This is a genomic window from uncultured Lactobacillus sp., from assembly GCF_948948975.1.
Taxonomy (GTDB): domain Bacteria; phylum Bacillota; class Bacilli; order Lactobacillales; family Lactobacillaceae; genus Lactobacillus.
In genome coordinates this window covers 18,110-32,858 of sequence record NZ_CARBVX010000015.1, presented here as the reverse complement: position 1 = coordinate 32,858, position 14,749 = coordinate 18,110, and the positions used below count along the sequence as shown (strand labels likewise).

The window sequence follows — 14,749 nt, the reverse complement described above, 5'->3', positions numbered from 1 at the left end:
GTTAATCCTCCAATTTATTTATAACATCTTGCATATTATTGATATCTTCTAAGCTAAGATCAATGGTTTTACCATCACTCAAACGCTTAATATTTAAAACGCCATTTTCTAATTCTTTAGCTCCTAAAGTAATTACAAATGTTGCATGAACACGATCAGCTTTTCTAAACTGTTGTTTAAGCTTCTTTTGGTCAACATCATATTGTGCACTAAATCCTTGTTCACGTAAACTACGTGCAACTTCAATAGCTTTGAATTCAGTTCCTGCACCAATATTAGTAATAAAGAAATCTATTCCTTCTTCTTGGAAAAGCGCTGGATTTTGCTCTTTCAATACAAGCATTAATCTTTCTTCACCAATACCAAAACCAACTGCAGGTGTTTCTGGCCCATCAAACTCTTCAACTAAGTGGTTGTAGCGACCTCCACCTAAAATTGTAGTTGCTGATTCCCATAAGTTCTTATCTTCAACCATGAACTCAAAAATAATTCCAGTGTAGTAATCAAGACCACGAACTAAATCATCATCCATTACATAGTTAATGCCTAATTGCTCTAACATATCAGTAATTGTTTTAAAGTTTTCCCGAGACTCATCATCTAAGTAGTCAACAATCTTAGGAGCATTAGGTAAAAACCTCTTATCTCGTTCATCTTTTGAATCCAAGATTCTTAATGGATTTTGACTTAAGCGACGTTGTGAATCTTCAGAAAGTTGATCTTTAACTGGTGTGAAATAATTTACTAAAGCATCATGATAGGCTTCACGAACTTGAGCATTCCCCAAACTGTTAATGTGTAACTCATAATTTTTAACACCTAACTCAGCGAGTAAATCATGTGCCATCATTAAAGTTTCTACATCTGCCAATGGACTATCAGAGCCAAAACTTTCAACACCGATTTGGTGGAATTCACGTTGACGGCCAGCTTGTGGTCTTTCATATCTAAAAGTATTATCAATGTAGTAAACACTAAATGGCTTTACAACATCTGGACCATAAAGTTTATTTTCTACATAAGCACGCACTACACCAGCTGTTCCTTCAGGACGCAATGCAATGTGACGACCCCCTTTATCGTTAAAGTCGTACATTTCTTTTGAAACAACGTCTGAAGTTTCACCACTAGAACGTGAAAAAACTTCATAATTTTCAAAACTAGGTGTTCTTATCTCACGGTAATTAGCTCTTTTAAAAAAGTTCCTAGCGATAGATTCTACTTTTTCCCATGAACCAGACTCTCCTGGCAAAATATCGACTGTACCTTTTGGTCTTTGAACTTTCATTTAATCATCCTTTAATATAGTAATAAAAAAGCGCCCTTGAACTGAGTCAAGGGCGCAATAAATTAGCACGGTACCACCTTTTGCTTGCTGCGATTAACGCTCGCGAAACGATCCATTATCTGCTAAAGGTGTCACAGATCGCAACCTATCCGCTATTCTCACCAAACAAGCGGTCTCTGAGATAGATCATGCTAATCTACATTCTTCGTCATCGATAATTCCTTTTTAGCTTATATTTTTCCGTCAACAAAGTCAACCTTTGTAAGCCTTTACTTAAATATTTTAAATGTCTAAGACAATTGTAAAGGGACCATCATTTTCTAAACTGACCTGCATATCAGCCCCAAATTCACCTGTCTCAACATGGAAGCCCTTATCTTCTAACTCATGATTAAAGTCTTCCCATAATTGTTTTGACTTAGGTGGACGCATAGCTTCTACAAAACTTGGACGATTTCCTTTTTTAGTATTTGCTAGCAAAGTAAACTGACTAACGCTTAGAATTTCTCCATTAACATCTTTCAAAGACAAATTAGTTTTACCATCTTCATCTTCAAAAATACGCATTTTAGCAATTTTATCAGCGGCTTTTTTTACTTGTGCTAGTTCGTCGCCATCCCGTAAGCCTACTAATAAAAGAAAACCACGCTTAATTTTACCTACAACTTCGTTATCAATAGCAACTTGTGCCTTATTTACTCTTTGAATAACAACACGCATTAATTAATTGACCTCTTTGCTTCATAAACATTTGGTACATCCCTCATTCGACTTAAAATATCTTCCAAATGAGTTGCATCTCTAACTGAAACCGTTGCATAAATATGAGCCATGTTATTACTGTCTACTTTTCCAGAAATATTGACAATATTCTTAGTCTTAGAATTTAGTGCATTTATTACATCACTTAAGAGACGCGAACGATTAAAACCATAAATTTCAATATCAGCATTATAGTTTTCTTTATTCTTGTCTTTGGCAATGTTTTCCCAAGCAACATCAATCAATCGACCCTGCTTTTTAGCTTCTTCGGTTATATTTGGACAATCTGCACGATGAATAGTTACGCCGCGTCCTTTAGTTACATAACCAATAATTGGATCACCCGGGACTGGATTACAACACTTAGCTAAATGAAGCATTAAGTCAGATACACCCTGGACCATCACTCCATTATTATGCTTAACACGCATAATATCTGCTGGAGCATCTGAATCGTTATCTTCTTCAGTACTTTGCTGGCCAGCGTTCATGATTTTCTCTTCAAGTTGACGTTGCTTTTCATCTTCAGCTTTTTTACGTAAATCTTCAGTTAAACGATTTGCGACTGTTGCCGCAGAAACTTCACCATACCCAACTGCAGCAAACAACTCTTCATCGTTGTGATAGTTGAAATGATCAATAACTCGCTGAACATCAGCTTTAGTCATGAATTCTTTAGGAACTAAATCACGATTTGACAATTCCTGTTCAATCATGCTTTGTCCCTTTTCAATGTTTTCTTCTCTATCTTCAGTCTTAAAGAAGCGCTTGATTTTATTACGAGCACGTGAAGTTTTAACTAAGTTAACCCAGTCGCGAGATGGACGAGCTGATGCTTGAGTTAACATTTCAACGATGTCACCAGTTTTTAATTTGTAGTCTAGGGGAACAATTTTACCATTAATTCTAGCCCCAACAGAATGTGCACCAACTTCTGAGTGAATCATGTAGGCAAAATCTAAAGGACCTGAGCCTTTAGGAAGTTCATAAACATCACCTTTAGGTGTAAAAACATATACCCTATCTGAGAAGATATCTGTTTTAACACTCTTCATAAATTCATGAGAGTCTTTGGTCTCATTTTGAAGCTCAAGAATTTCTTGGAACATATTGAGCTTTTTATTTGCATCTGTTTGCTCGACTTCTCCCTTGACACCCTCTTTATATGCCCAGTGAGCAGCGACACCATATTCAGCAACTTGGTGCATAGCTTCTGTTCTAATTTGAATCTCTAGTGGCTTGCCACCCGGTCCAATAATTGTAGTATGAAGGGATTGATAACCGTTTACCTTTGGAACAGCAATATAATCCTTAAAACGACCTGGCATTGGCTTCCATTTAGTATGGACCGCACCTAAAACAGCATAACAATCTTTCACAGATTTAACGATTACTCGAACAGCTAATAAGTCATAAATCTCACTAAAGTCTTTGTGCTTATTAACCATTTTTTTATAAATTGAATAAATATGTTTTGGACGACCATAAATCTCATACTTAATGCCTAAGCTATCTAAGGTTTGCTTCAAAGTCGAGATTGCATCAGCAATATATCCTTCACGCTCACTTCGCTTAGACTGCATCAAATTAACAATTCGGTAATATTGTTGTGGGTTGAGATAATGTAAACTCATATCTTCCAGTTCCCACTTAATTGTTCCAATACCTAAACGATCAGCAAGAGGAGCATAGATATCTAAGGTTTCGTCTGCAATTCTTCTTTGTTTATCTGGGCGCAAATGGTCTAAAGTATGCATATTATGTAAACGGTCGGCTAATTTAACCATGATTACCCGTAAATCTTTAGCCATCGCAATTAACATCTTACGGTGATTATCAGCCAAGTATTCTTCATGGCTCTTAGATTTATATTGAATCTTGCTTAATTTAGTCACACCATCAACAATAAATGCAACGTCCTTACCAAATTTTTCTTTAATATCATCGTTAGTTACGGGTGTATCTTCAACCGTATCATGTAAATATCCAGCCGCTACTGTATCAGGATCTAAACGTAAAGTTGCCAATGTTCCAGCAACTTGAGTGGGATGAATGATATAAGGTTGCCCGGAAACTCTGAATTGACCCTCATGTGCTTTCTTAGCAAATTCATATGCTGATTCAACAAAAGCTAAGTGTTCATCATTCATATATTTCTTACATTCAGCAAGAACTTCTTCATGAGTCATTTCATGATATTTTGACATAACGCATCACCTATTCTCTATTTCTTTTCTTTGTAAAAATCATCATGCCATAAACCAAATAATTCAAAACTTAAATATACTAAGCACAATAAGAAATTATATTTAGCAAAGTGAATTAAAACTGCAATAGCAAAAACTACAGGAAAAAGAAGCAGCCACCAGTAGCTTAACTTCCTAATTTGCATAATACGACCAATTTGGTAGCTTAAATAAGTATTAAAAATAAAGAAAACCAGTCCAATTCGCCAAACTCGACTTAGATGAACGAGTGGACAGATAATCCAAACAATTACTCCTAATAAAGTTAACCAAATAAGAGGCATAAATGACTTTTCATTTATTTTACTCCATGAAACCCTAAAATTAAAATTTTTCTTTTCTTCACTATTTTTCTTCATTTTTCGCTTACCTTTTCTTTTAATTAATATTTTTAATTTGGTTTTCTAGCAATTAATAATCCAATCCAGCGGCCTTCTTGTATTTTCATTTTAATTACAAAATTATTCTCTTCTAGCGCCTTCTCTATCTTAGGAAGTTGTAAATAATCAATTCCTGAGAAAATAATTTTACCATTTTCATTCAAATGATTATCTAGATCCGGAATTAATTCTAACAGAATATCAGCCAAAATATTTGCCACGATTAGATCATATTTTTCATCAACATCTTTTAACAGATTAGCCTTGCGCACATCAACATTGTCAATATTATTTAAGGCAATATTTTCTTTAGCTGCAGTAACAGCTTCATCAGAAATGTCAGTTCCTAACACATGGCTTGCTCCTAGCTTACTTGCAGCAATTGCTAAAATACCAGATCCTGTACCAACATCTAAAACAGACATCGGCTTAACTAAAGCACGTTCCATAGCAAGCAAAACTAATTGTGTTGTTGTATGACCCCCAGTACCAAAGGCAAGTCCTGGATCTAAACGAATCAATTGTTGATCAGAAAAAACTGGTTGATAGTCTTCCCATTCAGGAACAATAGCTAAGTGTCTTGAAAAATCAATTACATGGTAGTATTTTTGCCAAGCCGTATTCCAATCTTCATCAGCTACTTCCTTAGTACTAATTGAAACCTTACCAGCGTCTAAACCGTAGCTTTTCATTTCAGCTATCTTGTCAGTAATCTTTTGAACTAGCTTCTTTTTATCAGCATTTTCATAATCGAAATATGCCGTTAATTCCAAATCTTCAGGTAGATTTTCAATATCATCTAGTTCAACTAAACTACTATCATGTTTTTGACCCTCTAAAACAAAGTCACTACGCTTACGACTTTCAATTCCCTGTGCATCCAGTTCATCCTGCATGAAGAAACTTAATCCATCCTCTAATTCATGACTACATTCAACTTTTATCGCTAATAATTTCACTAATCTTGTCCCCTTTTGACATGTTAAATTCTCACGTTTATGATATTAAAAGGTGAGAAAAATGTCGAAAAAAAATAAAAAGAAAAAACTTAATAAAACGTTGATTGAGAAGATGCTCGACCAACAAAAGATTCCATATAAGCAATTACAATTCGCCACAGTTCAAAAAGGCGATGTTAAACAAATGGATACTTCCATTTTAGACGATGAAGAGGCTTTGGTCTACAAAACCTTGGTATGTGAGGGAAATAAAAATAGTCCTGTAGTTGGGGTTGTTCCTGTTACCGAGCACTTAAGTATGAAAAAACTTGCTAAAGCTTCTGGTAACAAAAAATGTGAATTACTTCCACTTAAGAAGCTAGTCGCAACTACTGGTTATGTTCATGGAGCCAACACTCCAATTGGAATTTACCAAAAGCATCATTTTCCTATCTACCTAGATAGCAGTATGAAAGAACATGATCAAATTGCTGTTTCAAGTGGTGAGGTTGGTAGAAGTATCATGATCAATCCTGATGATTTACAAAAAGTTACGGATGCTACTTTTGTTGATTTATTAGAATAATAAGATTAAGTAAAAAGCTTTCTAGAATTTTTAAAGTCAATTCCAGAAAGCTTTTGCTTTACTCAAGTTTTCAATTTTTCTTATTTTTTACAATATTCATAATTAAAAGTATAGATACAATTGTTATCGATATCATACTAATTACAAAGGTAAATATATTAAGTGCACTTGGAGATGAAGTTACTTTGACTATATTTCTGCCAGTACGTGATTTTATTGATAATACTTGCCCTGAATTAAAGTTTCGGATATTTTTCCCATTTACCTTAACCTGATAATTAACACCATTATACAGCATGAAAGGCAATGTAACTTTCTGACCATTTTTTTCATTAAATGATAATATCAAAGAATTAAAGTTCGAATCAACCGTCTTTAATGATTTAGGTGTTTCATCTAAAACTTTTTGACTTATTACTTCTTTATTGTTCTTTGTGATCATATAATCATGCTGAGCATTAGTTGCGTCATTAATCGTACTATAATAATTTTCCTTGGTTATATAGTATCGAATCGGATTGTCGTTCAATTGCGTTTGGTAGGTTGCACACCCAAAAATACAAGTAAGCATCATAAGAGCCGAAATTACATAAAATGTAGTTTTTTCTGATAATTTTGCACCATACTTATCAAAGTATAAAACTGTAGCAATAACTAAAAATACAACTACAAAAGAATTTAATCTACCCAAAAATTGAATATTTCCAAAAAAGCTGTTCACAACGAAATTAGAATATGGGATCCACGAGAATGTAGATATTAAAACAGCCCAAGCACCTAATGTCCAATATTTCCAAGTTCCCTCTTTTTTGGTAAAGAGCTGAAATGTTAAAAACAATAGCATTATGAAAGCGATTATCCCTATATTCCAACTTCTACTGAAGTTATCACTAATACTATTATTCAACATAGCATCAAACATTTCGCTTGGAATTACTTGGCTAAGGCCTTTACCTGGCGTTAATAGCTCGTTTGATTGCATTAACGTAAGCATATTTAATAAACTAAAACATGCAATCAATCCTGTAATCAAAGCTGCATAAATAAATCTTACAACTTCTTTTAAAGTAATTTTCCTTCCAAAAATCCTAAAAATTTCAATAATGACTATAAATAGACAAGTAAATGCCATTGTAATAACATGCGAATTAGCCGTCATTCCCATGCCAAGAGCCAGTGTCAATATTCCCACTTTTTTATTATTCCATATCTGAATACAGCCTAAAAATACAAGTGGTAGGAAAGTATAAGCTAATGCCTCTCCGAGAGCATCTCTTCCATAAAGAACACATAAGTGATATGTATTAAACTCATATAATAGAGTTCCTAATAATTGCCAATAATACTTTTTAGTCAATTCACGACTAAGAAAATAGGCATTAATTAAAGTAAATAGATTTACTAAAAAATAGCTAATCATAATCGCATGAATTGGATTTGTAAACACTATTCTCGGTATTATAAAAAATAGTCCGCTAATCCAAGGATACATCCCTGTAAAAGCATTTCCCCAATGACCAAATCCCATAAAATTAACAAGTGGTGGGAAATGTCCATCCATTGTAATTTTAAAATAACTATTTAAAAAAGATGGATACGTTGCTATAAACGCACAAAACAATAAAAAGACACCAATTAAGAGTGACTGATATTTTATTTTATTCTTTGAAAACATTACTAAACCAACTTCCTATGAGCCTAAATACACTAATATTCATAGTATGGCAAATTTTCTATTTGCGGCTACAGTATTTAAATAAACTAACCATACTATAAGTAAGTATCCCAAGCCATCCTATTATAGTAACACATAATAAACCTTTAAAAGCAATTGGGGTTTTAAATGAAAGAATTGCGACATTCTCTCCTTTTTTAGCTTTAATTTGGGGCATTCCAATGACATTTAGTTTAGGTTTTACTTTTTTGCCATTTATGCTCAACTCAGATTGGTGATACATAACAATTGGCAAAGTTTTTATACTTGTCTCTTCTTCATTCCATTTCAACTGAAGACGACCATTTGAAATCACAGTTTTATTAACGCTTTGATCATAAATTAATTCTTTATCTACTAGTTTTTCTATATCCCATGAACTGATTTTTCGTTGAATAGGAAGATAATCAGGATTATTAGGCTGTTGTGTGAAATAATGTAAAAGATTTTTATCTTTAAATTTTTCTATTCTTTGAGAATTTGTTCTTTCATACAGAACTTTATTATTAACCTCAGTTAGATCGGAATTATAGTTACATATAGCGACCAAAAGTACTAATACATTGACTACTATTCCTACTTTTAGACCCCATTTTTTATTAATTTCAGTAAGAGTTAAACCAATACCCAAATATAATAACGGATAAGCTAAAACCGTAAAACGATTAGGAAATTGAAAATAGCTTGAGACCGCTGGAAGTTCTTTATCAATAAAACTCCAGGGGAACAAATTTGAACTTAATAATAAAAATACTAATCCTTCTAAGGTTAAAAATGTATTTAATTTTGAAGATTTAAAATTAAATCCTACATAAATCAATTGTAAACATAGTAAAACAGTGGTTACTCCAGTGATAGATTTCCACATTGTAGTTTTACCAAAAGCAAATAAATTTAAAGTACTGTTAACAGCTGGAAAATCAAGAGGTGCCGACAATGTATTAGTGGTATACAGATCAATAAAGGCGCCCCAAACGTTAGCTGTCAAAATTATAAATAAAACAATTGACTTTCCTACATTAATCCACAGTCTTTTTTTATCTGTAGAATGTATCAGTCCATAAATGAAACAAGGAACAAGTACTAAAACAGCCATAAAAGTACTCAATAAGTGTATTTGAGCCAAAATAGAAATAGTAATACCTAAAGTTATCCAGTTAATTTCCTTTTTATCGCTATTAATTAAATCAATTCCCTGCATAAGCACATAAGGCATCAAAAATGCACCTAAGCAATTCCCATTATTTGAATAAATCCAATAAAAAGTATAACCAGTAACCAAAAATAAAGATGTAACAATACTAGCGACTGTCCTAGATATATTTATTTTTCTTGATAGTTTAAAGAAACCTACAGATCCTATAATAAAAAGCAATATAGTTAATAATATCTGAAATCTAAACCATGATCCTGATATTAAGACTAATACTCCCATTAAATAGGCAAACAATGGACCATACAAGGCATTAATGATTCGACCAGTTTGTCCCATTCCATAAATCATTTGAAAATAACTAAAATTATGATTTTTTATTTGTTCAGCTGTATCCAAAAATCTACTAAAATGAAAAATTGTATCATCACCGGTGAATCCAATACGATTTATTAATTGGGGTAAGACTAGCAAAATCGCTATCGTAATTCCTATACTAATCGGGATTAAATAATCAATTATGTCCTCTTTATACTTTTTCATAATAAATTATCTCAACTTCTTTATATTTTTCTACACTATGATTTTTCATTTCTTACCTCTGATAAGTATCGTCTCAACCGTTTAATTGTATCATTCAACCAGGCGAAAAAAATACTTATTTACCACTTTTATTCTTCAGGAACTGACATATTTACCATATTTCTTCCCTTGCGATAGGCTTGTTTGATATCATCAATAGTTAAATCTTTACCCTTTTGATCATATGCAACTAAGACTTCTCTAACGCCATCAGCAAACTTACTTAATAATCTAAATATAGTAATTTCTGCAAAGAATAAAACTAACAATAAGAAAACAGCAGTTGCAGAGATACGTGAAAGTGCAAATAAGTTATGGAAGAAAATAATAGATAAAACTAATGCTAAAAAGGATCCACCTAAAACAGTCCACCTAAATTTATTTAGTGGTCTAGAAATATGGTATAGCACCATCATACCTACTGCGACTAATAACATCGTAGCCGTTGTAGCTACTTCTGGTCTTCCTAATTCTAAAACCATATCTGCCACTACCAAAATTGAGACCGCAAGCATATCCGTAATTCCACCAGGAATTGCCCTTGACAGTACATTAGGAATAAATTTTCCGCGAATACGGTTGTAATTATTTTCAAGAGCTAATAAGAATGATGGTAGACCAATAGTAAATGCTGAAATTAAGGCTATTTGAGCCGGACGCAATGGATAAGACATTGCAAAGGCAAGAGAAAAGATAGCCATTAAAAATGAAAAGATATTTTTCACTAAAAACAAACTAGCTGATCTTTCAATATTATTAACTACCTTTCTACCTTCATCTACCACTTTTGGCATTCTAGCAAAATCAGAATCTAATAAGACAACTTGGGATGCTTGAACAGCAGCACTATTGCCTGATGCCATAGCAATTGAACAATCTGCTGTCTTCATTGCTAAAATGTCGTTAACACCATCTCCTGTCATTGCAACAGTATTACCATTTTTTTGAAGAGCTTTAATTAACTTTTTCTTTTGATCAGGTTTAACACGTCCAAAGACGTTATATTTTTTAACAGCTTCTTCATAGTCGCCTTCACCGATTTCGGTTGCGTCAATTAACTTATCTGCATCGCGAATACCTGCCTGCCTTGCAACGCGTGCTACCGTTAAAGGGTTATCTCCAGAGATCACCTTGATATTTACCCCTTGACGATCAAAGTATTTAAAAGTACTTTTTGCTTCTTTACGGATTGGATTAGAAATTAAAATATAGCCTAATAGTTCAACGGGCTCTACTAATTTTTCCTTTTCATCCCTTAGTACATGCGGATATTTTCCAAAAACTAAAACACGATATCCTTGCCGGGTATATTGATTTATTTCTTTTTCATAATTTTTAAATTGATCTCGCAATACAAATTCAGGCGCACCCATTAATAAAGTGTTGTTCTTAATAACTGCCCCACTATATTTATTTACCGAAGTAAAAGGGATGATTTGCGTAGCCTGAATATTAAATTTCTGATTAAATGCTTTTGCGACAGCTTTGATAGTTGCATTATCGTGAGGCATATTTTGGGCAAAAATAGAAATTTCTTTGCTCAACTCTTCTTTAGTAACACTAACTGGAATAACTTCCTCTACTTCCATTTTAGGTTCAGTAATTGTTCCAGTCTTATCAACACATAGCACATTAACCCGAGCTAATGTTTCAACACTTTTCATATCATGAAGCATAACTTGGGAACGTGCTAAACGCATAGCTGCTAAGGCTAAAGCAATTGTAGTTAATAAATATAAACCTTCAGGAATCATTCCAATAATTGCTGCTTCCATTGAGACAATACTGTCCGCTAGATTTAAATGATTTACATAACGGGCAACGATGAAAAGCGCAATTCCACAGGGAATAATGATGATTCCAACCCATTTAATCAATCGATTAATTGAGCGCACCATTTCAGAGCCCTCTTTTGAATTCATCGCTTTAGCTTCTAAAGTTAGCTTAGAAACATAAGAATTTTTGCCAACCTTTTCAAGGCGGGCATATGCCTTTCCTGCAACTACGAAGCTTCCGGACATTAATTCTGAACCAACATCTTTCTCTATTTCATCAGCTTCACCAGTTAGCAATGCTTCATTTACTCGTAAAGTTCCAGAAATAACTTGCCCATCAGCAGGAATTTGATCTCCTGTTTTAAGTACAATTACATCCCCTAAAACCAGATCTTCGATCGGAATAATTTTTTCCTGTTGATCACGAATTACAGCTATTTTTGTTGTATTCATAACATTTAACTTGTCTAAAACACTTTTAGCACGTAATTCTTGGACAATCCCAATTATCATATTTGCGATAATGACTGGTAAAAACGTTAAATCCTTGTATTCTCCAACGATCACTAACAAGATTGCTAATACTAAAAATATCAAGTTAAAATACGTAAATGTATTTTCTTTAATTATTTGCCAGGTAGTCTTAGCTTGATCATTAACAGCTCGGTTAACTTTTCCCTCTTTAATTCTTTGCTCAACTTCTGCTTGTGTTAAGCCAATTGGTTGTTTAAAGTTTTCCTTCATTTGCATCCTTAAAAAATTAATCTATCTGTAAATTATCGTCTTTTTCAATCGTTACTTCACCAACTACATCAGTATTAAAAAAATCGGAAATCTGGTGAACGTCCCATTTCTGACCTAATCCCCACATCAGTTTAGTAATCGCACTCTCTGAAGTCATATCCCGGGCACTAATTGCTCCTTCAAGCAGCGCCTCTCTCCCAACTTCATATTTTGTAAGATCACTTCGCTCATATAAGCATTGACTCGTCGCAATAATCGGTATTCCTCTTCTAATCAACTTTCCAATTGCAGCTACCATATTTCTTCGGATGTAATTCATCCCTCCTAAACCATACGCTTCAATTACAATTCCTTGACATCCGCTTTCAACCATTGCAAATAGCAAATTAGGATCAAAACCCGGGAATAGTTTAACTAAAGAAACATGAGGATTAATGTTAGTGTTTAAAGTTGTATCTTTCATATCTTTCGTATTTTTAGGTACACTTTGATCAGAAAATACTAGGCCATCAGATGTTACTCTAGCTACTGGTGGTACATTAACACTTTCAAAAGCATCAAAATTAATCGTTCTTACCTTAACACTTCTGCATCCCAGCATCACTTTTCGATCAAAGGCTAAATAAATATTAGGATGACAAGTAGCCGCTGCCGCAAAAGCTAATTTTAAATTATCTGGTGCATCACTCAATACAACATTAATTGGAACCTGGCTTCCAGTTAAAACAACTGGAATATTAATATTTTGTAACATAAAAGAAAGCATGGATGCTGTATAGGCCATGGTATCAGTACCATGAGATACTACAATCCCATCATACTTATTTCGATTTTCATAAATTTTTTCAGCAATCAATTTCCATTCTTCAGGCTGAATATTAGATGAATCAAGTTGGAGAATATCTTCGACAGTAATATCATAAGGTAATTCCCCTAACATATTGATTAACTGCTCACCAGATTCTTTGGGCACTAACCCAGCTTCTGAAACAACTGACGCAATTGTTCCACCCGTTGAAAGCAATAATATTTTCTTTTGCATTTTTCACTCACTCTTTAATTCTCTTGTTCTATTAATTATACGAAAAAAGTTGTCATAGTTTAAATTCCATGACAACTTTTTAATAAAAATCTATCCGGCATGCCGCCAGTCTTTATCCATTAAAATCCGAGCTGCAATTAAGCCTAGTGGTAAACAAATTACAATCATTAAAGCTTGAACCATCCATAAGGCGCCTGCATTTAATGACGTTAATCCTAAGTTAAACATAGCTCGGTACATATATAGTCCCGGCACCATAATTACAATTGATGGCACCGTAATAGCAATTCTTGGGAAACCAGTTTTACGTCTAATAATTGAAGCTAACATTCCTGCAACAAAGGCTCCAATAAAAGCAGCCACAGCTGGTGGAACATTTGACCAATCAACTAAACTCAAGCGTAAAGTATTTGCTATAGCTCCGGAAATCCCTGCAACAGTTGCCATTGGAATTCTAGAATTAAACATAATTGAGAAGCCAAAAACTCCGCAGAAACTAGCAACTAATCTTAAAATAGTTAAAACTAATGGTGTTAGTCCTAATTTCTCAAAGTTTTGCGGATGCAGGTTTAAGATCAAAGCCATTACCCAACCAACTGCAGTTGCAACAACAATAATCATGATTGCATAAGCCATTCTCTCTAAGCCTGATCTCATATCAAGCTTAGAAATATCTAGTCCAGACGTAATAAATGGAAAACCTGGAATTACAAAGAGCATTGCTCCAATATATCCATCCAAATGTCGCAGACGGACTGGATAAAATAATCTAATTAAGTAAAAACTCCCTACATATACCGCACAAGCTACGGCAACTGCAACGGTAATATTCGCTAAAATAGTTAGATGACGATCAATCATTTTTCGGCGAACGTAATTTCCGCACCCTGCACCTAAAAATGCACACATAACTTCAAAAATCCCTCCGCCTAGTAAAAAAATAAATCCTGCACATGCAAGACCAGAAGCTAAACCAACTTGCCATGGAGCATATTGCGATTTCATTGTCGAAATTTCTTCTAATCGATTATGAATTTGGCCAATTGTCCAATTTCCGTTATCTTTTTTAAACTGACTGACGAAATTTTCCATACGGTCTAATTTAGTTGTATTAACTCCTGTGGATGGTAAACTTAGCGCCTGCGTATAACTCTTACCATCTGCATCAACACAAGTATATTCAATTGAAACAAGTCCAATATCCGTGCTGCATGTCATATCTAAACAGCGAGCAATTGTATTCATCGCTGATCTTACACGCCACGCTCCGGTCCCACAAGAGAGAAGCATCATCCCAATATGCCCTACAATTACCGATCGTTCAGCCAAAGTCGCATTTTTAGCAGGTGTAATATTATCACTAGTAAAAAACTCCTGCCACCGAATTCGCATATGATGATGATGCGACAAAGTATGTTGATGATGGAGCTGATTTACACGTTCATTTTTACTTTCTTTACTATTCACTTTCATAGTCCCCAAACTTTGATTAAATATCATACCTTTAAAATTTTATCACACAAAAAGCGTCTTGCACTC

General features: G+C 33.9%; 11 protein-coding genes. 1 reads left to right on the top strand and 10 read right to left on the bottom strand.

Translation table 11 applies throughout. The features are described from left to right. Position 1: 1 nt before the first annotated feature. The 5 genes from hisS to prmA all read right to left on the bottom strand — a co-directional run bounded on the left by hisS (position 2) and on the right by prmA (position 5,635). Positions 2-1,288: a histidine--tRNA ligase gene (gene hisS / locus Q9R40_RS06980; protein WP_304676995.1), complete on the bottom strand. Its 1,287-nt coding sequence runs from the start codon at positions 1,286-1,288 to the stop codon at positions 2-4. 282 nt (positions 1,289-1,570) lie between these two features. After that, positions 1,571-2,008: a D-aminoacyl-tRNA deacylase gene (gene dtd / locus Q9R40_RS06975; RefSeq protein ID WP_297940500.1), complete on the bottom strand. Its 438-nt coding sequence runs from the start codon at positions 2,006-2,008 to the stop codon at positions 1,571-1,573. Beyond that, the gene (locus Q9R40_RS06970; RefSeq protein ID WP_304676994.1) at positions 2,008-4,257 is read right to left on the bottom strand and encodes a bifunctional (p)ppGpp synthetase/guanosine-3',5'-bis(diphosphate) 3'-pyrophosphohydrolase; all 2,250 of its coding nucleotides are present in this window, start codon (positions 4,255-4,257) and stop codon (positions 2,008-2,010) included. The genes dtd and Q9R40_RS06970 overlap by 1 nt, the downstream gene beginning before the upstream one ends. A gap of 17 nt (positions 4,258-4,274) precedes the next feature. Next, a complete protein-coding gene (locus Q9R40_RS06965) occupies positions 4,275-4,655 on the bottom strand; it encodes a hypothetical protein (RefSeq protein ID WP_271329326.1) in 381 nt (126 codons plus the stop codon). Positions 4,656-4,687: 32 nt separating this feature from the next. Further along, on the bottom strand, positions 4,688-5,635 hold the full coding sequence (prmA, locus tag Q9R40_RS06960; protein WP_304676993.1) for a 50S ribosomal protein L11 methyltransferase: 948 nt from the start codon (positions 5,633-5,635) through the stop codon (positions 4,688-4,690). A 61-nt stretch (positions 5,636-5,696) separates the two neighbouring features. On the opposite strand from prmA, the gene ybaK reads away from it, so the two are divergent. Continuing rightward, the gene (gene ybaK, locus Q9R40_RS06955) at positions 5,697-6,200 is read left to right on the top strand and encodes a Cys-tRNA(Pro) deacylase (protein ID WP_053107684.1); all 504 of its coding nucleotides are present in this window, start codon (positions 5,697-5,699) and stop codon (positions 6,198-6,200) included. Between the two features lie 70 nt (positions 6,201-6,270). Here the strand turns inward: ybaK and Q9R40_RS06950 are convergent, their stop codons facing one another. The 5 genes from Q9R40_RS06950 to Q9R40_RS06930 form a co-directional block, all read right to left on the bottom strand. Further along, entirely contained in the window at positions 6,271-7,875 is a 1,605-nt protein-coding gene (locus tag Q9R40_RS06950) for a YfhO family protein (RefSeq protein ID WP_304676992.1), read from the bottom strand. 58 nt (positions 7,876-7,933) lie between these two features. After that, positions 7,934-9,610, bottom strand: a complete 1,677-nt coding sequence (locus Q9R40_RS06945) for a cell division protein (protein WP_304676991.1) — start codon at positions 9,608-9,610, stop codon at positions 7,934-7,936. A 128-nt stretch (positions 9,611-9,738) separates the two neighbouring features. Further along, positions 9,739-12,168: a cation-translocating P-type ATPase gene (locus Q9R40_RS06940; RefSeq protein WP_304676990.1), complete on the bottom strand. Its 2,430-nt coding sequence runs from the start codon at positions 12,166-12,168 to the stop codon at positions 9,739-9,741. Between the two features lie 16 nt (positions 12,169-12,184). Further along, positions 12,185-13,210: an asparaginase gene (locus tag Q9R40_RS06935; RefSeq protein WP_300734946.1), complete on the bottom strand. Its 1,026-nt coding sequence runs from the start codon at positions 13,208-13,210 to the stop codon at positions 12,185-12,187. Between the two features lie 90 nt (positions 13,211-13,300). After that, positions 13,301-14,683, bottom strand: coding sequence for a threonine/serine exporter ThrE family protein (locus Q9R40_RS06930; protein WP_304676989.1), 1,383 nt, complete (start codon positions 14,681-14,683; stop codon positions 13,301-13,303). Positions 14,684-14,749 lie beyond the last annotated feature (66 nt).

Coding starts and splice junctions, on each gene's coding strand:
- Q9R40_RS06945 (WP_304676991.1), bottom strand. CDS start 9,610: ATGAAAAAGTATAAAGAGGACATAATTGATTATTTAATCCCGATTAGT.
- dtd (WP_297940500.1), bottom strand. CDS start 2,008: ATGCGTGTTGTTATTCAAAGAGTAAATAAGGCACAAGTTGCTATTGAT.
- hisS (WP_304676995.1), bottom strand. CDS start 1,288: ATGAAAGTTCAAAGACCAAAAGGTACAGTCGATATTTTGCCAGGAGAG.
- Q9R40_RS06930 (WP_304676989.1), bottom strand. CDS start 14,683: ATGAAAGTGAATAGTAAAGAAAGTAAAAATGAACGTGTAAATCAGCTC.
- Q9R40_RS06935 (WP_300734946.1), bottom strand. CDS start 13,210: ATGCAAAAGAAAATATTATTGCTTTCAACGGGTGGAACAATTGCGTCA.
- Q9R40_RS06940 (WP_304676990.1), bottom strand. CDS start 12,168: ATGAAGGAAAACTTTAAACAACCAATTGGCTTAACACAAGCAGAAGTT.
- ybaK (WP_053107684.1), top strand. CDS start 5,697: ATGTCGAAAAAAAATAAAAAGAAAAAACTTAATAAAACGTTGATTGAG.
- Q9R40_RS06950 (WP_304676992.1), bottom strand. CDS start 7,875: ATGTTTTCAAAGAATAAAATAAAATATCAGTCACTCTTAATTGGTGTC.
- Q9R40_RS06970 (WP_304676994.1), bottom strand. CDS start 4,257: ATGTCAAAATATCATGAAATGACTCATGAAGAAGTTCTTGCTGAATGT.
- Q9R40_RS06965 (WP_271329326.1), bottom strand. CDS start 4,655: ATGAAGAAAAATAGTGAAGAAAAGAAAAATTTTAATTTTAGGGTTTCA.